18 protein-coding genes and 1 tRNA gene are annotated in these 21997 nt (G+C 71.3%); 10 read left to right on the top strand and 9 right to left on the bottom strand.

The genetic code is table 11. The features are described from left to right. The first annotated feature begins 56 nt into the window (after positions 1-56). The 6 genes from IPK71_28150 to IPK71_28125 all read left to right on the top strand — a co-directional run bounded on the left by IPK71_28150 (position 57) and on the right by IPK71_28125 (position 7548). Positions 57-1115: a beta-lactamase family protein gene (locus tag IPK71_28150; GenBank protein MBK8217617.1), complete on the top strand. Its 1059-nt coding sequence runs from the start codon at positions 57-59 to the stop codon at positions 1113-1115. Positions 1116-1193: 78 nt separating this feature from the next. Beyond that, a complete protein-coding gene (locus IPK71_28145) occupies positions 1194-3071 on the top strand; it encodes an AarF/ABC1/UbiB kinase family protein (GenBank protein ID MBK8217616.1) in 1878 nt (625 codons plus the stop codon). Positions 3072-3174: 103 nt separating this feature from the next. Further along, entirely contained in the window at positions 3175-4665 is a 1491-nt protein-coding gene (gene glpK / locus IPK71_28140) for a glycerol kinase GlpK (protein ID MBK8217615.1), read from the top strand. A 386-nt stretch (positions 4666-5051) separates the two neighbouring features. Continuing rightward, the gene (locus IPK71_28135) at positions 5052-5828 is read left to right on the top strand and encodes a hypothetical protein (GenBank protein ID MBK8217614.1); all 777 of its coding nucleotides are present in this window, start codon (positions 5052-5054) and stop codon (positions 5826-5828) included. Beyond that, a complete protein-coding gene (locus IPK71_28130; protein MBK8217613.1) occupies positions 5825-6520 on the top strand; it encodes a hypothetical protein in 696 nt (231 codons plus the stop codon). Before IPK71_28135 ends, IPK71_28130 begins: the two co-directional genes overlap by 4 nt. A gap of 62 nt (positions 6521-6582) precedes the next feature. Continuing rightward, positions 6583-7548, top strand: a complete 966-nt coding sequence (locus IPK71_28125) for a BMP family ABC transporter substrate-binding protein (GenBank protein ID MBK8217612.1) — start codon at positions 6583-6585, stop codon at positions 7546-7548. Here the strand turns inward: IPK71_28125 and IPK71_28120 are convergent. Beyond that, entirely contained in the window at positions 7529-7954 is a 426-nt protein-coding gene (locus IPK71_28120; GenBank protein ID MBK8217611.1) for a hypothetical protein, read from the bottom strand. The two genes, IPK71_28125 and IPK71_28120, sit on opposite strands and share 20 nt — an antisense overlap. A 302-nt stretch (positions 7955-8256) precedes the next feature. Here IPK71_28120 and IPK71_28115 point away from each other — a divergent pair, with 302 nt between their 5' ends. Next, positions 8257-8406 carry a hypothetical protein gene (locus IPK71_28115; protein ID MBK8217610.1) on the top strand — a complete coding sequence of 50 codons (150 nt, stop codon included), beginning with the start codon at positions 8257-8259 and terminating at the stop codon, positions 8404-8406. Between the two features lie 378 nt (positions 8407-8784). On the opposite strand, the gene IPK71_28110 is transcribed toward IPK71_28115, so the two are convergent. From IPK71_28110 to IPK71_28100, 3 genes are all read right to left on the bottom strand, one after another. Beyond that, entirely contained in the window at positions 8785-9672 is an 888-nt protein-coding gene (locus tag IPK71_28110) for a hypothetical protein (GenBank protein ID MBK8217609.1), read from the bottom strand. A 50-nt stretch (positions 9673-9722) separates the two neighbouring features. Beyond that, positions 9723-12122 (bottom strand): endonuclease MutS2, encoded by a 2400-nt coding sequence (locus IPK71_28105; protein ID MBK8217608.1) that lies wholly within the window; start codon positions 12120-12122, stop codon positions 9723-9725. A gap of 1090 nt (positions 12123-13212) precedes the next feature. Next, on the bottom strand, positions 13213-14025 hold the full coding sequence (locus IPK71_28100) for a TetR/AcrR family transcriptional regulator (GenBank protein MBK8217607.1): 813 nt from the start codon (positions 14023-14025) through the stop codon (positions 13213-13215). A gap of 55 nt (positions 14026-14080) precedes the next feature. On the opposite strand from IPK71_28100, the gene IPK71_28095 reads away from it, so the two are divergent. After that, complete coding sequence (locus IPK71_28095; protein ID MBK8217606.1) at positions 14081-16099, top strand: NADPH-dependent 2,4-dienoyl-CoA reductase; 2019 nt, start codon at positions 14081-14083, stop codon at positions 16097-16099. A gap of 584 nt (positions 16100-16683) precedes the next feature. Here IPK71_28095 and IPK71_28090 read toward each other — a convergent pair. The 3 genes from IPK71_28090 to IPK71_28080 form a co-directional block, all read right to left on the bottom strand. Then, a complete protein-coding gene (locus IPK71_28090) occupies positions 16684-17286 on the bottom strand; it encodes a hypothetical protein (GenBank protein ID MBK8217605.1) in 603 nt (200 codons plus the stop codon). Next, the gene (locus tag IPK71_28085; GenBank protein MBK8217604.1) at positions 17283-17834 is read right to left on the bottom strand and encodes a hypothetical protein; all 552 of its coding nucleotides are present in this window, start codon (positions 17832-17834) and stop codon (positions 17283-17285) included. Before IPK71_28085 ends, IPK71_28090 begins: the two co-directional genes overlap by 4 nt. Positions 17835-17963: 129 nt before the next feature. Beyond that, positions 17964-18758 carry a hypothetical protein gene (locus IPK71_28080; protein MBK8217603.1) on the bottom strand — a complete coding sequence of 265 codons (795 nt, stop codon included), beginning with the start codon at positions 18756-18758 and terminating at the stop codon, positions 17964-17966. A 105-nt stretch (positions 18759-18863) separates the two neighbouring features. Here IPK71_28080 and IPK71_28075 point away from each other — a divergent pair, with 105 nt between their 5' ends. Continuing rightward, complete coding sequence (locus IPK71_28075; protein ID MBK8217602.1) at positions 18864-19679, top strand: dioxygenase; 816 nt, start codon at positions 18864-18866, stop codon at positions 19677-19679. A gap of 76 nt (positions 19680-19755) precedes the next feature. On the opposite strand, the gene IPK71_28070 is transcribed toward IPK71_28075, so the two are convergent. Beyond that, positions 19756-19923: a hypothetical protein gene (locus IPK71_28070; GenBank protein ID MBK8217601.1), complete on the bottom strand. Its 168-nt coding sequence runs from the start codon at positions 19921-19923 to the stop codon at positions 19756-19758. Between the two features lie 225 nt (positions 19924-20148). Further along, positions 20149-21783 carry a pectate lyase precursor gene (locus IPK71_28065; protein ID MBK8217600.1) on the bottom strand — a complete coding sequence of 545 codons (1635 nt, stop codon included), beginning with the start codon at positions 21781-21783 and terminating at the stop codon, positions 20149-20151. Between the two features lie 118 nt (positions 21784-21901). On the opposite strand from IPK71_28065, the gene IPK71_28060 reads away from it, so the two are divergent. Beyond that, a tRNA-Met gene (locus tag IPK71_28060) sits at positions 21902-21975 on the top strand. Positions 21976-21997: the final 22 nt, after the last annotated feature.

Below are 21997 nucleotides of genomic sequence, written 5' to 3'. Positions count from 1 at the left end.
TTGCGCCCTTTCTCCAGGATTTTCGGCCGGGCGAGCGCGTGTGGTTGAATATCCGCATGCAACGTGCGAGGCCCAACACGCTGCCCTGCCCCGAGGCGGGGGCCCTGGCCCGCGACGTGGTCGCGCGGGGGATAGCTCCACACGCGGCCGTCGGCTACTTCGGCGTCACGGGGCCTGCCCGCGTGGGCGGGCACGACGAGGCGATCTTCGACCTCGCGAGCCTCACGAAGCCCATGACGGCCGTGGCGTTCGTGAAGGCCGGCCTCGATCGCCGGGCGCCGCTGGTCTCGTACCTCCCCGAGCTCCACGACACCCCTTCGGCCGAGGTGCCGCTCGAGCTCTTCCTCGCGCATCGGGCGGGGGTGCCGGCGCACATCTCGCTCTTTCATCCGCTCCTCGAAGGGCGCGCGGTCGAGCTCGGGGACGCCCTCCGGACCGCGGCGTGCTCGCGTCCGGCGGGGGCCTCGCCCGTGGAGGAGCACCCCCCGGTGTACAGCGATGTGGGATATCTGCTCGCCGGCGCGGCGCTGGCTCGGGCGACCGGCGCGCGTGACGCGGGAGAGGCGATCGAGCGGTTCGTCGTCGCGCCGCTCGGCCTCGAGGGATCTCTCGGGACGGCGAGGCGCCTCCGCGAGGTGACCGACTTCGACGCGCGGGTGGTGCCGACCGAGGTGGTCCCGTTCCGGGGCGGCGAGGTGCGCGGCGCGGTGCACGACGAGAACGCGTGGGCCGTGAGCGGCGACGGGGGCTCGGGGCACGCCGGCATGTTCGGCACGGTCTCCGCGGTGCTCACGTTCGCGCGGCACACCCTCCGGCTCCGGGACGAGGCGCCGTGGCTGTTTTTCCCGCGGAAGAGCGGGTCGTTGCTCGCCGGGTTCGACGGAAAGAGCCCCGAGGGCTCGAGCGCGGGCACGGTGCTCGGCCCGTCGACGTACGGGCACCTCGGGTTCACCGGCACGAGCTTCTGGGTCGACCCGGACACGCAGGTCGGGGTCGCGCTGCTGACGAACCGCGTGAGCCCCACCCGGGAAAATACGGCCATTCGGCGCGCGCGGCCCGAGGTGCACGACGCGCTCGCGAAGCTCGCGATGGGCGCCCCGGCGCGCGACCGTTGAGCCACGACGCATGAGGACACACGTTTTTCGGCCGCGTTCTTTGAATGCGCGGGCGAGGGCGATACCCTAGGGGAGCCTATGGCGCAGATCCCCACCCCACGCACCGGCGCGGAGCGCGACGCATCGCGCGGGGCCGACGTCGCGTCGGTCGTCGACGGTGCACGCGCCGCCGAGGGCGCCGCCGGAGCTTCGGCCGAGGTGTCGCCCGTGCCCGCCTCGGTGCGGAGGCTCGCCGCGGCCCGCGCCCTCCCGAGCACGCGCCCCACGTCGCTCTCGGCGAAGCCCGGGTACAGACCCGTGAGCGCGTCGCGCTACCGCTTCGTGCGCGCGTACTCGACGACCTTCCGCGTGATCGCGAGCTACCTGTGGCTCTCGTTCAAGGGGCGGCTCTGGGGCAAGGCCTACAAAGATCAGCACCTCGCCGACGTGCACCGGAGGAACGCGAAGCGCGTCGAGGGCACGATCCTCGTGCTGCAAGGCGTGTTCATCAAGGTCGGGCAGCTCCTCTCGATCCTCGCGAATTTCTTGCCGGAGGAGTTTCGCTCGGAGCTCGAGGGCCTCCAAGATCAGGTGCCCCCTCGGCCCTACGCCGAGATCGCGCGCAGGATCGAGCAGGATCTCGGCAAGAAGGTGTCGGAGCTCTACGCCGAGTTCGACGAGGAGCCCATCGCCTCGGCGAGCCTCGGGCAGGTGCACAAGGCGCGCACGAAGGACGGCCGCCTCGTCGCGGTGAAGGTCCAGCACCACGACATCGATCGCATCGTCAAGCTCGACCTCCGCACGATCCGCCGCATCTTGGGCATCGTGCAGTGGTTCGTGCCCATCCAGGGGCTCGACGGGTACTACCACCAGATCAAAGAGCTCCTCGGCCAAGAGCTCGACTTCGTGCGCGAGGCCGACAGCGTCGAGCGCATTGCCAAGAACTTCGAGAAAGATCCGCGCGTGCGGTTCCCCGTGCCGGTGCGCGAGCTGTCGACTCGCCGGGTGCTCACGAGCACGTTCGTCGAGGGCGTGAAGGTGGGCGACGTGGCGCGGATCGACGCCATGGGCATCGATCGCAAGGACCTGGCGAACCGGCTCGTGCGCGCGTACTGCCAGATGATCTTCGTGGATGGCGTCTACCACGCCGATCCGCACCCCGGGAACTTGATGGTCGACGGCGACGGCAACCTCGTCCTGCTCGATTTCGGGGCGACGGCGGAGCTCTCTCAGGCGATGCGCGAGGGCATCCCGGAGTTCCTCGAGGGCGTCATTCGGCGCGACACGGACCGGCTCGTGAAGGCCATGCGCAAGATGGGCTTTTTGTCGCGGACGAGCGACGAGGCCATGAGCGAGAAGATCATCGAGTACTTTCACCGGCGCTTCCAGGAAGAGGTGAAGCTCGAGAGCCTGAACCTGAAGGACATCAAGATCGATCCGCAGCGTGGGCTCGAGAACCTGCTCGACCTGCGCAAGATGAACGTGGGCCTGAAGGAGCTGTCGGGCGCCTTCACCATCCCGAAGGATTGGGTGCTGCTCGAGCGCACGATCTTGCTCGTGTACGGGTCGTGCTCGCAGATCGATCCCGAGCTCAACCCGATGGCGATCATCAAGCCGTACTTGCACGAGTTCGTGCTCGGGAACCGCGACTACTCGCAGATCGCGCTCGAGACGGTGCGCGAGATGGCGCTCGGGGCCGTGACCCTGCCCGACGACCTCCGCAAGTTCCTCACGCGGGCGACGCGCGGCGAGATGGAGATGCGCGTGCGCGGGGTCGAGGCCGGGACGCGCGCGATCTACGCCGTCGGCCGGCAGCTCATCTACACGACGATCGGGATCGCGGCGGTCTTCGCGGCCATGGCCTACGAGGGGCGGGGGGACGCGGCCCACGCGAAGGTGGCGTACGGCGTGGCGGCGCTCGCGGGCCTGTCGTTCGTGCTCTCGTCGGTGTTCTCGCGCCCGCGCTCGATGCGCTAGAAATCGAGTGGTTCCGAACGCTTAGGAGAGGGCCCCGGCGCTCTTCCGGGCCGACACGGAAACCCTCTTCCGGTCTTCCTCGAGGGCCCGTATAGCTCGGCTCATGTCGAAGCTCCTCCTCGCGATCGATCAGGGAACCACTGGCACGACGGCGCTCGTCGTCGACACCGAAGGCCAGACCGTGGGCCGCGCGACGGTCGACTTCCCGCAGCACTTCCCGAAGCCGGGTTGGGTCGAGCACGATCCCAAGGAGATCTGGGCGTCCGTCGAGGCGGCCGTGCGGGGGGCGTTCGCGTCGGCCAAGATCGACGGCAGCGCCATCGCGGCGATCGGCATCACGAACCAACGCGAGACCACCCTCGTGTGGGACCGCGCGACGCACGAGCCCATCGCGAACGCGATCGTGTGGCAGTGCCGCCGCACGGCCGACACGTGCGACGCGCTGCGGAGCGCCGGCCACGAAGCCCGCGTCCGTGAGGTCTCGGGGCTCGTGCTCGACGCGTATTTCTCGGGCACGAAGGTCGCGTGGATCCTCGACCACGTGGAGGGTGCGCGCGCGCGCGCCGAGAAGGGGGAGCTCGCCTTCGGCACGGTCGACTCGTTCCTCGTGTGGCGCCTCACGAGCGGGCTCGTGCACGTGACGGACGCGACCAACGCGTCGCGCACGCTGCTCATGAACCTCCGGTCGCTCGCGTGGGACGCGTGGGCGTGCGAGCTCTTCCGTGTACCGCCCGAGGTCTTGCCGAAGATCGTGGGGAGCGCCGAGATCGTGGGCACGACGCGAGGCATCTCGTTCCTTCCGGACGGCGTGCCGATCGCGGGCATCGCGGGGGACCAGCAGGCCGCGCTCTTCGGGCAGGCGTGCTTCGAGCTGGGCGACGCGAAATGCACCTACGGGACCGGCGCGTTCGCGCTCGTGAACGTGGGCAGCGAGCCCGTGATGAGCAAGAACGGCCTCGTCACGACCGTGGGCTTCCGCATCGGCAACGAGACCACGTACGCCCTCGAGGGCAGCTCGTTCATCGCCGGCGCGGCCGTGCAGTGGCTCCGCGACGGGCTCGGGCTCGTCGCGACGGCCAAGGACATCGAGCCGCTCGCCGCCCAGGTCGACGGGACGGGCGGCGTGTACTTCGTGCCCGCCCTCGCGGGGCTCGGCGCGCCGCACTGGGATCAGGGCGCGCGCGGCACGATCTCGGGCATCACGCGCGGCACCACGAAGGCGCACCTCGCGCGGGCCACGCTCGAGGGCATCGCGTTCTCGGTGGCCGACCTCCTCTCGGCGATGGTGAAAGACGCGGGCCGCCCGCTCGCGCGGCTTAGGGTCGACGGGGGCGCGTCGCAGAACGATCTGCTCATGCAGTTCCAGTCCGACGTCTCCAGCGTGGTCGTCGAGCGGCCGACCGAGGTCGAGTCGACCGGGCGCGGCGCGGCGATGCTCGCGGGCCTCGGCGCCGGTCTCGTCGACCGCACGAGCGTTCGGAGGATGCTGAAGCTCGGGAAGCGTTTCGAGCCGAAAATGAGCGCCGAGGAGCGCGCCGAGCGCCTCGCCGGGTGGGACGACGCCGTACGTAGGAGCCGCTCGCACATCTCGTGACGTCCCTCCCGGGACACACGCGGCGCCGGCCGGGACACGAAGGGATCCTCGGCGAGCGCTCGAGACGACGAAGGTGTGCGCCATGCGCCGCCCGGACGCCGCCCCGTGGTCGGGGGCGCCACGCCGGCTCGCCGAAGGGCGCGAAAGAGCGAGAGCAGAGAGTGAAGGGGAGGTGGGCTAGGGGCTTGGTTCTTCGCCCGCGGCGTGAGACCCTTCGAGGAGCCCGTGCCCGCCATTTGCCGGTTCGGGACCTCTTCTTCTCGCGCGGCTCCGCCGCTTCGCTCTTCGCTTTCGAGGCCTCGTCGCCAGCCCCGTCGTGGCCCTCGTGTCCGTCCCGCGCCAAGCTCCCGTGCGCGGTCTCTTAGCCTTCGAAGGAGAACCGACTCATGACCACCGAAGATCCCGCAGGAAGCGAAGCCAACCTGCGTGACGTTCCCGTCGACTGGGAAGCCCTCGAGGACGCGTTCGAGAACAACGCGCCCGAGGTCCACAGCTATCTCCACCTCGCGACCGGCGAGGTCCTGCGTGTCGTCGACGGCGTCGCCGACCCTCAGATGCACGTGCGCATCAGCTCCGACACGAACTACCTCCGCATCGACCCGGTGTCGTCGCGCGAGCAGTACCGCTGGATGGAGCGCTTCATCCCCATGGTGGACGACCTCGACCTCCGCGGGAAGCTGACCCATGCGATCGACGGGAAGGGCGCGTTTCGCCGCTTCAAAGACGTGCTCATGTCGTTCTCGGCCGACCGCGAGCGGTGGTTCACGTTCCGGAGCGAGCGCCTGCGCACCTTCATGGAGGCGTGGCTCACGGCGCACGCCATCAAGGCCGTGCCGAGGCCCCAGTGGGCCGACGCCCCCGAGGCCCCCGAGAGCGAGGCGCAGACCGAGCCCGCGAGCTCCGACGAGGCGCCGCGGTCGCAGAGCGGCCGACGCGCGCGGAACGCCGAGGCGCTCCGCCAGCAGGTGCGCGACGTCATCGAGGTGCTCGGCCCGCGCGAGCTCGAGACGCTCGCCGCGTTCTCCGAGTTCTTGAAGGCGCGCCGGGCGGCCCGCGGGTTCGCCCATCACCACGAGCACCAAGCGCACGAGCGCGAGAGCGGGACGCAGCTCCCGAGGTCGGCCCCGACGGGGACGGATCCGGTGTCGTCGGGCGAGGGATGAAGCGCCTCGGGGCGGCGCTCGGGGTCACGTTCGCGCTCGCGGGAGGCTTCGTCCTGCCCGCGACCGCGAGCGCCGCGCCGAGGACGGTCGATCGGGTGGTCGTCCGGTATTTCGCCCCGGAGACGGGCGGCGCGGCCCGCCCGAGGTTCGTCACCGAGCGTGAGCTCGCGTTCTTAGCTCGGGTCGAGTCCCGCGCGGAGGGCGTCGAGGCGGTGAAGGGGGACTACCCTACGCGCTTCGTGCGCGCGGCCCTCGATCGGATCGTCGCCGAGGACATGCTCGCGCAGCTCCAGGTGCGGCGTGGCGTCGAGCCACCGGAGCTGCCGCGCCTCGCCGACGAGGCCCGGGCCGAGCTCGAGCTGCGCGTCGGGGGGCCGAGCCGGCTCGCGGCCATCATGGACGAAGAGTCGTTCGACGACGGAGAGCTCCGGGGCTCGCTCATGCGAAGGGTGCGCGCGGCGTACTACGTCGACCGCGCGATCCAGCCCATTTTGCGGCCGAGCGAGGAGGAGCTCCGCAGCGCGTTCCGCACGTCGCTGCACCCGCTGCGCTCGTTCCGCTTCGAGGACGTGCGGCCCGAGATGGCGCGGTGGCTCGTGCAAGAGCGCCTCCGCCTCGTAGCCCTCGACTTTCTGCAGGCCGCGCGGGCGCGTGTCACGCTCGCGTTCGTCTCGCCCCTCGGCGGCTCGTGACCTTCGAGCGGCGGCGCGCGGCGTGGCTCGTCGGGGCGCTCCTCGCGGCGCTCGTCGTCACCGTGATCCCGGGCCGAAAGACGGTCTCGGCGAGGCCTTCGGGGGCCGCTCCCAAGGTGCGCGTCGGCCTCGTGTTCGACGTCGGTGGCCGCGGCGACAAAAGCTTCAACGACGCCGCCTACGAGGGCCTCACGCGCGCCGAGCGCGAGCTCGAGGCCGAGGTCGCCTTCCTCGAGCCCTCGGGCGCCGAGGATCGTGAGAGCGCGCTCCGGCTGTTCGCGTCGCGCGGGGTCGACCTCGTGATCGGTGTAGGGTTCATCTTCTCGAGCGACGTCGACACCGTCGCGCGGGACTACCCGAGCGTGTCGTTCGCGTGCGTCGACTACGCTCCGCGCGGCGAAATCCCGAAGAACGTCGCGGCTTTGTCGTTCAAGGAGGAGGAGGGCTCGTTCCTCGTCGGGGCAGCGGCGGGCCTCCTCTCGAAGACGCACCACGTGGCCTTCGCGGGCGGCATGATCGGGCCGCTCATCAAGAAGTTCGAGGTGGGCTTCGCGACCGGCGCCAAGGCGACGTGCCCCTCGTGCGTGGTGCACGCCGGGTACGTCGGGCCGACCCCCGAGGCCTACCACGACCCGGCGAAGGCCAAGGTGCTCGCGTCCACCCAGATCGCCGCGGGCGCCGACGTCGTCTACCACGCGTCCGGAGCGAGCGGGCACGGCGTGTTCGAGGCCGCGCGGGAGGCGAAGGTGCTCGCGATCGGTGTCGACGCGGACCAGCACGACGAGATGCCCGGGGTCGTCGTGACGAGCATGGTGAAGCGCGCCGACGTGGCCGTGTTCGACGTGGTGCGGGAAGCACGCGACAAGAAGCTCGTGACCGGCATGCGCACCTTCGGCCTCGCCGAAGGCGGCGTCGATTGGGTGCACGAGGGGCCGCACGCCGCGGGGCTCCCGGCCGACGTGGTGGCGAAGGTCGAGGCGCTCCGGGCCGACGTGATCTCGGGGAAGATCAAGGTCCCGCGGGAGTAGCTGCGGTCTCCGACGCGAGCTCCTTGGCGCGTGTCACGAGGAAGTCGACCATGGGGCCGGCGACGTCGATTCCGGCGACGAGCGTGGCGTGGGGGAAATAGCAGGGGAAATTCACCTCGAGGACGTAGAGCCGGCCTGTCGGGTGGACGAGCACGTCGACGCCGGCGAAGAAGACGCGTTCGGCGCGGGCGGCCGCGAGGGCGACACGCGCGAGGCCGTCGGGGACGTCGGTCGTGTAGTCGGCCGGATCGCTGGAGGGGCTCGAGCGGAAGTCGCTCTCGCGCACGGGGTTCTCGTAGCTGCACACGGCGCGGTCCCCGACGACGATCACGCGGTGGTGCATCGCGCCGGGAACGTACGCCGAGAGCCACGGGATCGTGCCCTGGCCGCGCACGAGAAGATCCACGAGCCCGAAGAGCGCTTAGCGCGAGGTGGTCCTCGACGTGCTGCGCCGCCCTCGAGGCCGCGGGGCGAAAGAGCATCGCGCCGTGGGGGAGCAGGCTCGCCTCGCCGTAGTCGAAGGTCGTTGCGTCGATGGGACGGAAGACGATGCCCCTCACGTCGCAGGCGTCACGGAGGAGCGACGAGGTCTCGTCGGGGAGGCCCCGGTCGACGACACACGCGAGGAGCGAGCCGGCCTCGGGAGGCGGAAAGTGATGTGGTTCCGGGGTGTTGCGGGCAACGTCGGCGGCGCGGAGGTCCTCGAGCGTGGCGTACACGAAGAAGAGCAGGACGCTCTTCGTCCCTTGGCGGACGGGCACCCCGCGATGCGAGGAGGCCGCGAGCGTCGTGCCTTCGGGGGTCACGTTTCGCCAGGTCACGAGGGAGCACGCGCGCGGCGTGACGGCGACCGGGTAGGGGAGCGCGAACGGGAGCTCGGTGGCGCCGCCTTCGTCGGGGGCGCGGAGGACGAGCATCGCGGTCGCGACGAGCCGGGCTCCGTCGATCGTGTAGTCGTCGGCGTGGAGCGGGTGGCCCTCGCCGACCTCGTACCTACGGTAGCGCACCGACCTCACGCGCGGCGTGATGCCGACGGCGCGGGCGACACGGGCCTCGAGGTCTCGGAGCTCGGGAAGCGCGTCGACCTCGGCCACGTGGCCGGTCTCGTCGTGGCGGAGCGGGAGCCCCTCGAGGAGGGTGAAAAGCGACGAGGCCTCGTCTTCCGTGACGAAGCCGTCGATGCGCTCGAGCAAGGGGCTCGCCGCGAGGCGTGTGCCGGTCACCGCGGCGCTCGGCTCAGCGCTGCGTCTTCATCGCGGACTCTTTGTTGCGCGCGTCGTCGCGTGGGGTGACCTTCTTGGCCTTCTCGTCCTGCTCGGAGCGCATGCGGGCCTCGTCGAAGTGCTTCGCCTCCGCCTCGGAGCGCATGCGGAGCTGCGACTCGGACTTCGCGAGCTGCTCGGCGCGGAGCCGCGCGTCCCCGGCGCGCTTCTCGAGGGCGGCGTCGATGGGGTGGGCCGCTTTCCTGGACTCCTCTTTGTTCTGCGACTCGCCGATGCGCTCGCGGGTCGCGAGCTCGCGCGCTTTCACGCGCTCTTCCTGGGACTTCATGAGGGCGCTGTTCGCGCGCTTCTTTTCGGCCTCGAGCTTGCGACCGGGGCGCTTCAGGCTCTTCTCTTTCTCTTCGGAGACGCGGGCCTCGGCGAGGCCGAGGGTGCCGGCCTTCGCGGGGGCGAGCGCGACGAGCGCGGGGCCTGGCGTGCCGTCGATCGCGACGAACGAGCCGAGATCACCGGAGCCCGGAGGGGTCACGCGCGCGACGAGGAGGTCGGCGTCGGCGAGGGCGTCGAGCACGGCGTAGAGCGTGTCGTCGTCGACGGGGATCCCGGAGCTCTGCTCGGCCTCGGCGCGGATCGCCGCCAGGGGCTTCTGCCCGTCCGCGAGGGCGTACACGGCCGCGGCGAGCGGGTGCAGGCGGTAGGTCTTCTGGGCGCGTGCGTCGGTCAGGAAGAGGGCGTCGCCGTCGACCGCGAAGGTGAGGCCTTGGGTTTTGCGCGCGGCCGTCGCTTGGGCCGGTGCGGCCGCGCCGGGTTTGGCGGGCGCGGGCTCGGCCGAGGCAGGGCCCGCGAGGGCGACGAGGACCATGGCGACGAGCTCGGGCCGAAGAGGCGGAAATAGGCGCATGACTTTCAACGTCTCAGACGCGCCCGGGCCGTGTCAAGCGGCCCTTCGCGTCACGCGAGGTGCACCACGGTGGCGCCGTCGCCCCCTTCGGACTGCGTGCCGGGGCGGAAGCTCGCGACGTAGGGGCTCTCTTTGAGCTCGGCGCGCACGGCCTCGCGTACGGCGCCCGTGCCGTGCCCATGCACGAGGAAACAGACGCGGAGGCCGTCGTTCAAGGAGCGGTCCAAGAACTGCGTGGCCATGGCGACGGCGTCGTCGGCGCGGAGACCGCGGAGATCGCAGGTGTTGTCGCGGGTCTGGATGGCGAACGCCTCTCCGAAGGCCGACCCCTTGGCGCCCTTCGCCGTGCGAGGCGCCTCGATGACCTCGGGGGCGAAGAGCTCCTCTACCGGGACCTTGGCCTTCAAGATGCCCGCGGCCACGGTGACGCCGTCGGGAGAGACGTCGAGCACTTCGGCCTCGGCGCGGAGACGCGCGACGTACACCTTCGCGCCCTTCTTGAGGGACTCGCTCGCGATGGGGGAGCGCGGCGGCTCGGCGGCCTTCTTGTTCACGAGGGGCTCGAGCGAACCTCCGAGGGCGAGCTCGCGCCCGACCTTGTCGATCGTGCGCTCGGCGGCGCGGAGCTCGTGGGGCTCGATGCGCTTCTGGCGGAGCGTGCCTTGGGCGTCGCGGAGGGCCTCGCGGGCGCGCTCGATGCCCTTCCGGAGGGCCTCGGCCTCGCGTGTAAGGTCGCGCATCTCTTTGGCTTTTGCCTGCTCGATGCGCTCGTCGAGCTCGCGCCGACGTTCGTCGAGCTCGAGGGCCTTGCGCTCGGCCTCGGCGCGCGAGATGGCGAGGGCGCGGCGCTCGTCGTCGAGCTTCTGGACGGTCTCTTCGAAGGTGCGATCCTCGCGCGAGAGGAACGTCTCGGCGCGCTCGATCACGGTGCCGGGGATGCCGAACCTGCGGGCCACCGCGAGGGCGCTCGAGCGCCCGGGCACGCCGAGCGCGAGCTGAAACGTGGGGGTCATGGTGGTGTAGTCGAACCCGACGCTGGCGTTCGAGAAGCGCGCGTCAGCGAGCGCCAAGGCCTTCAGGCCTTCGTAGTGGGTCGTCGCGACGACGGCGCCTCCGCGCGCGGTGAGCGAGTCGAGCACACCGGCGGCGAGGGCCTCACCTTCGCGCGGGTCGGTCCCGGTGGCGACCTCGTCGAGCAGGACGAGCGCTCCCTCGTGCGTGGCGTCGAGCACCTCGGCCAGGTTCTTCACGTGCGCGCTGAAGGTGGAGAGGTTCTTGTGGAGGCTCTGATCGTCGCCGATGTCGGTCAGGACCACGTCGAAGAGGCCGACGCGGCTTCCCTCGCCGGCGGGCACGGGGAGTCCTGCGCGCACCATGAGCGCCGAGAGCCCCAAGGTCTTCAGGACGACGGTCTTTCCGCCGGCGTTGGGCCCCGAGATCACGACGGCGTGGCGCGCGCGCACGGCCGCGTCGCTCGGGACCACGTCGACCCCGTCGAGGACGAGGAGCGGGTGGCGCGCGCGCTCGAGCGAGATCTCGGCCACCTCGGACACGACGGGAAAGTGCAGACGGAGGTCGTGGGCGAGCTCCCCGACGGCGCGGAGGTAGTCGGCGTGGGCGAGGGCGTCGACCGCGGCCATGACGCTCGCGAGCGCGTCTTGGAGGAGCGACGAGAGGCGCGCGAGCACCACGAGCTCCTCGCGGGCCACCTCGGCCTCGAGCACCTTGAGGCGGTTGCCCATGGGGATGACCGCGCGGGGCTCGACGAACAGCGTGGCGCCGCTCGCGCTCGTCCCGTGGACGATGCCGGGGAAGCGCTCGTGCGCGTCGGACCGGACGGGCAAGACCCAACGGCCTTCGCGCTCGGTGACGAACGCGTCTTGGAGGATGCCGTCGTACCGACGCATGAGCTCCTCGAGCCTCGAGAGCATGCGCGCGCGGGCCGCGCGGAACTCGGAGCGGAGCTCGCGGAGGCGCGGGCTCGCGTGGTCGGCGAGCGTGCCGTCGGGGTCGAACGCGCCGCGGAGCTCGTCGGCGAGGGTGTCGAGCGTCGCGTCGGTCGTGAGGGCGAGGTGGAGGTGCGGGGCGCTCGCGCGGCGCGTGGAGAGGAAGCGACGGAGGACGCGAGCGGCCTCGAGCGCGCGCCCCACGTGCCTGAGCTCTTCGGCCGAGAGAACGCCGCCGGCCCTCGTGCGGAGCACTGCGTCGCGGACGTCGGCGAGCTCGGTCACGGGGAGGGGTTCGCCGTCACGCGTGAGCCGCGCGGCCTCGGAGGCCTCGCCCAGGCGGCGCAGGGCGTCGCCCCTCGTCTCGGAAAACTCGAGAGATGTCGCCATGGTACGGCCGAGTGGGCCACGGCAACGCGCGGCGATCGCCGAGAGGACGCGGTCCCACTCGAGGTCGCTGCGGGTCTTCGGAGGGCAGGGGGCGATGGGCTCGTCGTGGGGCATGGGAGGGCGCCTAAGCTTCGGCGGGGCCGACGTGTGTAGCGCGCGTTCGTGCGGGGTAAAGCGCTTTTCGTCTTCGCGGAGGGCAAAAGGCCGTGCACGCTCGTGATCATGATGCCCCACCCGCCACAGGCCCCCATGAGCCCAACGGGCCCGCGCACGTCGCGGGTCGCCATCGCCGCGCTCGTCGCGGGTGTGGGCACCGCGCTGGGGGTCCCGTTGCTCGTCGTGTTCGGAGTGCTCGCGACCTCGGGGCGTGACGCCGTGGACGTGGTCGGCGTCCTCTGCGCGCTCGGTGCCGTCGGCATGCTCACGGCCATCGGGCTCGCGGTCGCGTCGTTCGTGACCCACACGCCGGGGGACACGAAGGGGAAGCTCTTCGGGATCCTCGGCCTCGTCGCGGGTTTGCTCTCGCCCATCACCATCGGGGTCGTGAGCCTGCTCGGTCTCTTCGTTGCGGGTGGCGGCGGGCCCCATGGCCGCCCGCTCCGGCGCAAGGGAGTGCCCGTGCTGCCCGACGTGGACGAGGGCGCGGCCGGAGGCGCCGAGCCGAGCGCGTGGTCCGTGGCCGACGACGTCGTCACGGGGCTCACGCTGCCGGCGTGTCCCGAGGTGCGAGAGAGGCTCGCCGAGGGGTGGCTGCTCGACGCCCGCACCGAGCACGCGTCGGTCGCGACGTTTGCGCTCTTGGCCGAGGATCTGTTGTGCCTCGGCGCGCCGCCCGAGCTCCTCGTCGCGTGCCAAAGGGCGGCGATCGACGAGGTGCATCATGCACGTATCGCGTACGCGATCGCGTCGTTCTACGCCGGTCGCACGCTCGCGCCCGCGCCGTACGCGCGCGCGGCGCGTGAGCCTTCGGAGGTCCCGTCGGTCGCGCGGCTCGCCCGGGAGGCGCTGCTCGAAGGGGTGGTGGGCGAAGGGGCGTGCGCGGCGGCGCTCGCGGCGGTCGCGCGGGACACGGAGGACCCGGTGCTCGCGCGGCACCTCGCGCGGCTCGCCGACGACGAGGGGCGACACGCGGCCTTCGCGCGGGACCTCGTGACGTATCTCGTGGAGCGTGAGCCCGGCCTCGTCGCGGAGCTCCGCGCTGCCCTCACCGGCGTCGTGCCGGAGGCGCCGGCGTCTTCGGAGGAGTTGCGCGCGCACGGGCGGTTTTCGCCCGCGGCGTTTCATGAGGCAGAGGCTCGGTGCCGCGCGGAGGCCGCGCGGTTCGTCGAGGGGCTCGTCGCGGGGGAGCGCCGGGCTCGGCCGAGTCCTCGGCACGCGGAGGGTCCGAGCGCGTAGGCTCCGAGCGCGTAGGCTCCGGTCCCCCGCGGAGGGCGCGCGAGAGCAGGCGTGAGGCGTGGGCGGCGATGTCGAGCACGGCGCGCCGAGAGAACGCGAGGCCGTCGCCGTGCATGCGCGCGAGGCCGTGGAGCGTGGCCCAGGCGACCTGCGCGAGGCGCAGCGGGTCCTCCCCGGGGGCGAGGCGACCGTGCTCTTGCTCGCTCCGGAGGCGCGCGACGAACGCCTTGAACGAGCCCTTGGCGCGGGTGTGCAGGGGGCCGCGCGTGGGCCTTTGCCACGTGGCCCTCCCGAAGGTGAGGTCGTAGAGCTCGGGGTGGGCCATGGCGAACGTGACGTACGCCCGCGCGAAGGCGTCGAGGTCGATGCCCGTGCCCTCGCTGCCGAGCGCCCCCGCGATCGCCGCCTCGAAGCGGGCGAGGGCCGCGAGGCCGAGCTCGGTCATGAGGGCGTCCTTGTCGCGGAAGTGATGGTACAGGGCCGGGGTCGATACGCCGCAGTGGGAGGCGAGGCTCGCGAGGGTGAGCTTGCCGATGCCGTGCCGCTCGACGAGCCGGAGCCCCTCGCGGACGAGCGTGCGGCGGAGATCTCCGTGGTGGTAGGCGGGGCGGGCGGCTTGCATGCGGGGCCTTGGGTGTCCTATCTTAACGCCGTTAAGTTCGGAAGGAAGCCGCTCGATGACGACGTACCCCACGCTCCTGTCTCCCAAGGATCTCGGCCCGCTCACGCTCAAGAACCGCGTGGTCATGGGCTCGATGCACACGGGCCTCGAGGACCGGTTCTACAACTACGACAAGCTCGCGGCGTATTTCGCCGAGCGCGCCAAGGGCGGGGTCGCCCTCATGATCACCGGCGGCATCTCGATGAACCACGAGGGGTGGCTCTTGCCCTTCGGCGGCACGTTGAACCGCTACGCGGACGTGTTCTTCCACAGGAAGGTGACCTCGGCGGTGCACGCGCACGGCGGCAAGATCGCCATGCAGATGCTGCACTCCGGGCGGTACGGCTACCACCCGTTCGTGGTGTCGTCGTCGGCCAAGAAGTCGCCCATCTCGCCGTTTACGCCGCGGGCCATGTCGAAGCGGAACATCGAGAGCACGGTGCGCGACTACGCGAAGAGCGCCTACCTGGCGAAGCTCGCGGGGTACGACGGGGTCGAGATCATGGGCTCGGAGGGGTACCTCTTGAACCAGTTCACGTGCGCTCGCGTGAACGCCCGAAAGGACGAGTACGGCGGCCCGGTCGAGAACCGCCTGCGCTTCCCCGAGGCCATCGTGCGCGCCGTGCGCGACGAGGTGGGGAAAGATTTCTTGATCATCTACCGCATGTCGCTGCTCGATCTCGTGCCCGGGGGGAACACGTGGGAGGAGATCGTGACGATCGCCCGCGCGCTCGAGGGCGCGGGGGTCGACGTGTTCAACACCGGCATCGGGTGGCACGAGGCGCGCGTCCCCACGATCGCGATGCAGGTGCCGCGCGCGGCGTTCCGTGGCCTCACGCGAAAGCTCAAGGGCGAGCTGCGCGTTCCCGTGATCGCCTCGAACCGCATCAACACCCCGGAGGACGCCGAGGACATCGTCGCGAGCGGCGACGCGGATCTCGTGTCGATGGCGCGGCCGCTCCTCGCCGATCCGGACTTCGTCAACAAGGCCGCGGCGGGCGACGCGAAGTCCATCAACACGTGCATCGCGTGCAACCAGGGCTGCCTCGACCTCACGTTCCAGGCGAAGCGCGCGACGTGCCTCGTGAACCCGCGCGCCGGCTACGAGACCGAGCTCGTGTACCTCGCCGCGCGCCGCCGCAAGAAGGTGGCGGTCGTGGGGGGCGGCATGGCGGGGCTCTCCGCGTCGACCGTGCTCGCGGGCCGCGGGCACGACGTCACCCTGTTCGAGGCCGGGGCGCGGCTCGGCGGGCAGTTCGTGCTCGCCGCGAACGTGCCCGGAAAAGAAGAGCTCGGCGAGACCATTCGCTACTTCGAGAACGAGGTCGTTCGCACGGGCGTCACGGTGAAGCTCGGGGTGCGCGCTACGGCATCGGACCTCGCGGCGTTCGACGAGATCGTCGTGGCGACTGGCGTCAAGCCGCGTGCGCTCACGATCCCGGGCGCGTCGCACCCGAAGGTGGTCTCGTACCCCGATCTGCTGTCGGGCCGCGTGACGGTGGGGAAGAAGGTGGCCGTGGTGGGCGCGGGGGGCATCGGTGTCGACGTATGCGCGTTCTTGCTCGAAGAGCGGCACACGAGCCGCGAGTCGTACGCTCGCACGTGGGGCATCGACCTCTCGTCGTCGGCGCCGGGGGGACTCGTGCCGCCGGAGGCCGCGCCCCCGTCGCGCGAGGTGTGGCTCTTGAAGCGCTCGAAGGGCGAGAAGAAGATGGGCTCGGGCCCGGGGAAGACCACGGGCTGGGCGCACCGGATCGCGTTGAAGGCGCACGGCGTGCACATGATGGCGGACGTCGAGTACCTCGGCGTCGACGACCGTGGGCTCTCGCTGCGGGTCGGGGGTGTGCAGCGGTCGCTCGACGTGGACCATGTGATCGTGTGCGCGGGGCAGGAGTCGGTCGTCGACGTGGTGCCGTCGCTCGAGGCCTCGGGGAAGAAGGTGCACGTCATCGGGGGGGCGCGGATTGCTGGGGAGCTGGATGCGCGGCGGGCGATCCTCGAGGGGGCGCGGGTGGGGGCGCAGATTGGGGCGTGAGGGGGGGCGGGGGGGGCAGAAGCCGGGCACGGGCACGGGCACGGGCGGGAAGATCCCGCGGGCGGGCACGGGAAGATCCGACCGACGTTGGCCGCAACGGTTCGAAAGGATTCAGAGTTGGGGCTCGCGTCGCCTCAGGTTTGAGTTGCGGGCGTCGGGGCCGGGGGGCGTGTGGGGGCAGAAGCCGGGCACGGGCACGGGCACGGGCACGGGCACGGGCGAGACGGCTCGGGGCGGCGAAGATCCGACCGACGTTGGCCGCAACGGGGGAAGATCCGACCGACGTTGGCCGCAACGGTGCGAAAGGATTCAGAGTTGGGGCTCGCGTCGCCTCAGGTTTGAGTTGCGGGCGTCGGGGCCGGGGGGGCGTGTGGGGGCAGAAGCCGGGCACGGGCACGGGCACGGGCACGGGCACGGGCGAGACGGCTCGGGGCGGCGAAGATCCGACCGACGTTGGCCCGCAACGGCGGGGGCGCGGGGAAGATCCGACCGACGTCGGAAGATCCGACCGACGTTGGCCGCAAACGTCCGAAAGGATTGGAAATCGGGTCTCGACGCGCCGCTGGCTAGAGTCACGTGCCCGGTCAGCGGACGGTGGGGCCGGGCAGCGGTTCGGGCCGCGCCCCCTCGAGCCCCGCTTCGCGCTCGAGGCGCTCGTAGGTCTCGACGAGCAGCGTGACGAGGGCCTCGTCGAACGCGGGACAGGTGTCCCTGTAGGCCTCGTCGACGACGCGGCTCACCTCGTGCGTCCAGCGCGTCCATAGCTCGCGCACCACGGCATACGCGAAGAAGGGGCGGTCGCCGTGCGGGTTTCGCTCAGGGGGTCCGCCGAGGGCCGTCTCGCAGACGTAGTAGTTGCAGACCGCGGGCTTCTCGCGAGGGTCGAGCGTGCACCCGGTTTCGCCAAGGAAGACGCACCCTTGCACTCGCTTGCCGCGCGGCCCGCGGCGCTTCGGGGTGGCGAAGCGGAGGCCGCCGCGGGTGAGCGTGAGTTCGCCGCGCGCGAGGGCCCCTTCGAGGTGAGCGCGCCCGCCCAAGGAGAGGACGCGGGCGACGTCGGCCCAGTCGTACGGGGGCGGATGCGAGCAGCACCCGAACACGTGGTGCGGGCAGGCGCTGCAGGCCGTGGCGTGGAGGTGGGTGTGGGCTCCCAGGACCGTGAGCCAGAAGCGGGGTCTCTCGTTCACGGCTCGGCGACGAAGTGCGCGTCGAACGTGACGCGGATGCGGTCTCCGATGCGGAAGGCGCCGAGCGGGCCCTTCACGTCGTGGCCGGCGATCTCTTTCAGGTGGAGGTCGACCTCGCCGCGCACCGTCTCGCCGTTGTCGTTGGAGGTGCCGACGACCTTGGCCGTAGCGGACGTCGTGCGACCGCTGGGCGAAGCGACGGTGAGGCGGAGGGACGTACCTTCGAGCGTGCCTTCGAGAGTCACGGCAGACTCGGGCGAGGCGCCACCGAAGACGTCGCTCCGCATGCGCTCGAGGATCTCGAGGCGATCCTTGTCGGACAGCACGTCGGTCTTGAGGGTGTCGCCCTTCATGACCCCGTCGACCGTGAGGGCCGAGAGGGCGATTTTTCCCTTCAGCGTGGCCTTGCCTGAGGTGTCGCGGGTGGCCGTGAGCTCGCTCGGGGCGACCGTGAGGCGGAGATCGTGGGCGAGGCGCGCGAAGAGGCCCTCGGCGTACGTGAAGACGTGGACGTGGGTCGCGCTCGGGTCGATGCGGTACGTGGTCACGCCGTCACGGTAGCGCACGCGGAGAGGGCCTTCGAGGCGGAATCGACGGCGGGGCTCGTGCGCGCGTGGCGCGGTGGGCTCGTGCGCGCGTGGCGCGGCAGGCTCGTGTGCGCGCCTGCAAACGTTGCGCTACTCGACCCAGCGGATCTCGCGGGCCGTGTCGGGGCCGACGCCGAGCTCGGCCAGGGAGTCGACGAGCTCTTCGTGGCCGGGCGCGACGAGCCTTCCGCGGGCCATCACGTCGGCCCGGCGCTGCGGATAGAGAGGAATTTGCGCCGGATCGGCGAGCCCCTGCGGCACGAGGGTGCGGCCGCTCGCGTCGATTTTGTCGGTGGCGCCGAGCGTGTGGAACGCCTCGTGGGTCACGACCATCCACGCGACGTCGAGCATGGTGTCGTCGAGCTCGACGGTGACCTGACCGAGCTTGCCGCCCTGCTCGCTCTCGCCCTCGACCCACGCGCGCTCCTTCGCGGCGCGAGGGGTGACCGTGAGGTAGATGCGGCTGTCGTAGGTGTCGGCGTCGATCGCGGCGGCGGCGTCGATCTCGCGGGTGTAGGCGCGCATCGCGAGGGTCTGCTTGGCGAGATCCGCGAGCCCGTCGCCCGTGGCCTTCGGGGGGAGCGTGGCCGTGACGATGGGGCCGTAGAGGTGGAAGGCGAACGGAGCGCCCATCCCCTTTCGGTAGGTGCGTCCTTCTTCGGTGAGGCGCGCCTCGAGCGCGGGGATGCGCGCGCGGAGGCCCGTGAAGAGCGCAGGATCGACGGGAGTTTTCGAGACCACGATCACCGCGACGTCGAGCGTGCGGTCCCAGCGGGTGCGCCCTTCGCGCCGCCGCACGTCGCCCACGGCGTAGAGCACGACGAGCACGAGGGCCATGGTGAGCACGACGACACGAACCTTGAATGCCGTTCCTCGAGCGCCCACGTCACCGAGCGTATCTCATGCCCCATCGCGCGGGGACGTGGGCGAGAACAGTGCGTTTCCCTCGGGGGCGAGGCGTCGCGCGCGCCGCGGCGTTATGGTCGTCGCATGTCCCAAGCCGCTCTCTCTCGCATGCCGGCCGTGTACGTTCCGCACGGCGGTGGCCCGTGGCCCTTCGTCGACGTGGGCTTCGGCGAGCCTGACTCTTACGCGCGGCTCGCGTCGTACCTCGAGGGGCTGAGGGCGCTCCCGCCCGTGGCGCCGAGAGCCGTGCTCGTGGTTTCGGCGCACTGGGAGGCGAGCGTGCCCACGGTGATGAGCGCTCCTTCGCCGCCGCTGCTCTTCGACTACTACGGGTTCCCCAAGGCCTCGTACGAGCTCACGTGGCCCGCGCCGGGGAGCCCGGAGGTAGCTTCGCTCGTGCGCGCGCGGCTCGCCGACGCGGGCATCACGAGCGCCGAGGACAAGGACCGCGGCTACGACCACGGGACGTTCGTGCCGTTGAAGCTCACGTACCCCGAGGCCGACGTGCCCATCGTGCAGCTCTCGCTCGTGCGTGGCCTGGATCCGAAGGTGCACCTCGCCATCGGCCGCGCCCTCGCCCCGCTCCGCGACGAAGGGGTGTTCGTCGTCGGCAGTGGCATGAGCTACCACAACATGCGCGGCTTCGGCCGACCGCAGGCGCGCGCGGCCTCCGAGGCGTTCGACACCTGGCTCCAAGAGACGGTGCGCCTCCCCGCGGAAGAGCGCGACGCGAGGCTCACGGCATGGGCGAGCGCGCCATCGGCCCGCGAGGTGCATCCGCGCGAGGAGCACCTGCTCCCGCTCATGGTCGTGGCCGGCGCCGCAGGCGGCGACGTGGGCACGGTGCCTTATGCCGACACGCTGCTCGGCGTGAAGCTCTCGGCGGCGCAGTTCGGCTGAGGTACGCGGGGGGCGCCGGGGAGGGGACGCCATGACGCGCGCGCTCGGTGGCGCGCGCTCGGGGTGGCGCGTGAGGTCAGCCGACGATGCGACGCGGGGGCGCCAGCGAGGTCCGAACCGGTCCTCGACGTGAGCCCTCTTCGATCGCACGCAGGGTGTCCTCGACGTCCTCGAGGGCCTCGTCGAAGGCGGGGGAGCGGAGCGTCACGGGCGCGTTCTCGGCGGGGATGTCCAAGGGTTCCACGACCTTGCGCGATGCCTTGCGGGCAACGCCGGAGGGGGACTTGGTGGGCTTGCGTCGAGACATGGTACGGCTCCCGGGCGAACGACGGACTCCCCTCAGCAAATGCTGGTCCATCGTGCGGGGGCGTGGTGTCGCTTAGTTCGGGTGCGAGGTGGCTTTCACCTTTGCACGATCCTTTCGTTCTCGAAGCGTGCACGCGTGGGGACGCATCACCTTTCGTCGTCGTCAGGAATCGTCGGGCGCGAGGGAGCTCGAGCGCTTTTGGAGGGTGCGGCGTGCGGCGACGAGGCCGAGGGACACCCCGATGGCGGCGAAGGCGAGGCCTCCTTCGGGCGTGGTCGAGGTGGACGTGGTGGTGTCGCAGGAGCACCCGACGGGGGCGGCTTTGCGTGCGCCGGGGTCGAGGTCGGCGAAGCTCGGCGCGACGTCGGGGCAGGGGCCTTCTTGATCGGGGCGCGGGGCGGGCGCTTCGGCGGCGAGGCGGTCGGCGAGCTCGTTCACGTAGACCTCGATGGCGGTGTACTCGCCTTCGAGGGGGCGCTTCGCGTCGCTCGGGTCGGTCGGTGAGAGGCCTCGCGCGGTCTCCCAGGCGTCGGGCATGCCGTCGCGATCGGTGTCGAGTGGGGGGGCGCTCGCGGTGAGGCCCTCGAGCAGATCGGGCGGGACCTTGGCGCCCCAGTGCCCGCAGCGGGTGCGTGTCTCTTCGATCGTGCGCCGCGTGATGGTGTCGCGCGGGAAGGCGCCCGACTGGCGGAGGACCTCGGCGTAGGCCTCTTCGGGGGAGCGCATGGGTGCAGCATGCACCATTCCGGGGACGGGCCCGTCGGGGGCGGTGGCCACTCCGGAGGGGAGCTCGGCGAAGCTCGGGTGGAGGCTCCGCTGGGCGAAGGGATCGTCGACCGTGCCGACGAAGCGGCCAGGGTCGTCGACGCGGTTTTGGCGGACCACGTACGTCGGATCTCCGCTCGACGGATCTTCGTCCTCGAGCACGAAGGGCCGGAGAGCCGCGCTGCGGCCGCGCTTCCACACGTTGCCGACGACGTAGAAGGTGCCCTCGGCGGGGTTGTCGTGGAGGAAGCCGTCGCGCAGGTCGTAGACGACGTTGTTTCGAAACTCGACGGGGCCGGTGGCGAACGCAGGCGCGCGTCGCATGTGGTGGGCGACGAGCGTGCGCAGGATGGACACGCGCGCAGCCTCGGGGCCGACGATGATGCCGTAGGCGTGGGCGCCTTCGGGGTGGCCGGTGAGGCTCGACTCTTCGACGGTCGAGTCTTGCAGGGTGAGGTCTTTGGCCTCGTAGAAGTCGCACGTCTCGTCGGAGGCCCAGGAGGCGCTCACGTGGTCGAGCATGACGCGCGAGTTGCGGGAGAACTGGACGGCGTCGTGGAGGTTGCCCTTCTCGGTGACGGTGAGGAGCGGTGGGGGGCGCACGCGGAGATGGCGGATGACGATGTCGGTGACGCGCGCGTCGTAGGCGCCCATGAGCCTGCCGCGGATGGTGATGCCCGCGCCGGGGGCCGTCTGGCCGGCGATGGTGACGCGTCCGTGGGTGACCTCGATGTCGCCTTCGATGATGCCCGACACGTCGAACACGACGACGCGGGGCGTGTCGCGATCGAGGGCCTCTTGGAGGGAGCCAGGCCCCCTGGGCGCGAGCGTCGTGACGTGGACCACGTCGCCGCCGCGGCCGCCGGGGGTGACGGCGCCGAAGCCGTGGGCGCCGGGGAAGGAAGGCGTGGCTGCGTGGGCGCGCGGCGAGAGGGCGAGCAGCGCGACGAGGCTCGCGGCGAACGCGGGGAGGGAGAGCGCGGTGCGACGGCGCGGGGCGTGAGGCGGCGCTTGGGTGGGTGCGGGGCTCACGTGGGGATCGTGGCAGAGGGAACGCGCGAGGAAAAGCGGAGGCGCACGGCCACGTGGGGCGTACGTGTCGGTAAGTGTTGACATCCTGGGTGCCGGGAGTATGGTGCGCCCCAGCTGACGCGCGGTGGAGCAGCCTGGTAGCTCGTCGGGCTCATAACCCGAAGGTCGTAGGTTCAAATCCTACCCGCGCAACTGAGTGAACCCCGGTGATGAA

Source organism: Myxococcales bacterium (assembly GCA_016712525.1).
Classification (GTDB): domain Bacteria; phylum Myxococcota_A; class Polyangia; order Polyangiales; family Polyangiaceae; genus JAAFHV01.
This window is presented reverse-complemented; position numbering and strand designations above follow the sequence as displayed.

Coding starts and splice junctions, on each gene's coding strand:
- IPK71_28150 (MBK8217617.1), top strand. CDS start 57: ATGCAACGTGCGAGGCCCAACACGCTGCCCTGCCCCGAGGCGGGGGCC.
- IPK71_28145 (MBK8217616.1), top strand. CDS start 1,194: ATGGCGCAGATCCCCACCCCACGCACCGGCGCGGAGCGCGACGCATCG.
- glpK (MBK8217615.1), top strand. CDS start 3,175: ATGTCGAAGCTCCTCCTCGCGATCGATCAGGGAACCACTGGCACGACG.
- IPK71_28135 (MBK8217614.1), top strand. CDS start 5,052: ATGACCACCGAAGATCCCGCAGGAAGCGAAGCCAACCTGCGTGACGTT.
- IPK71_28130 (MBK8217613.1), top strand. CDS start 5,825: ATGAAGCGCCTCGGGGCGGCGCTCGGGGTCACGTTCGCGCTCGCGGGA.
- IPK71_28110 (MBK8217609.1), bottom strand. CDS start 9,672: ATGCGCCTATTTCCGCCTCTTCGGCCCGAGCTCGTCGCCATGGTCCTC.
- IPK71_28105 (MBK8217608.1), bottom strand. CDS start 12,122: ATGCCCCACGACGAGCCCATCGCCCCCTGCCCTCCGAAGACCCGCAGC.
- IPK71_28100 (MBK8217607.1), bottom strand. CDS start 14,025: ATGCAAGCCGCCCGCCCCGCCTACCACCACGGAGATCTCCGCCGCACG.
- IPK71_28095 (MBK8217606.1), top strand. CDS start 14,081: ATGACGACGTACCCCACGCTCCTGTCTCCCAAGGATCTCGGCCCGCTC.
- IPK71_28075 (MBK8217602.1), top strand. CDS start 18,864: ATGTCCCAAGCCGCTCTCTCTCGCATGCCGGCCGTGTACGTTCCGCAC.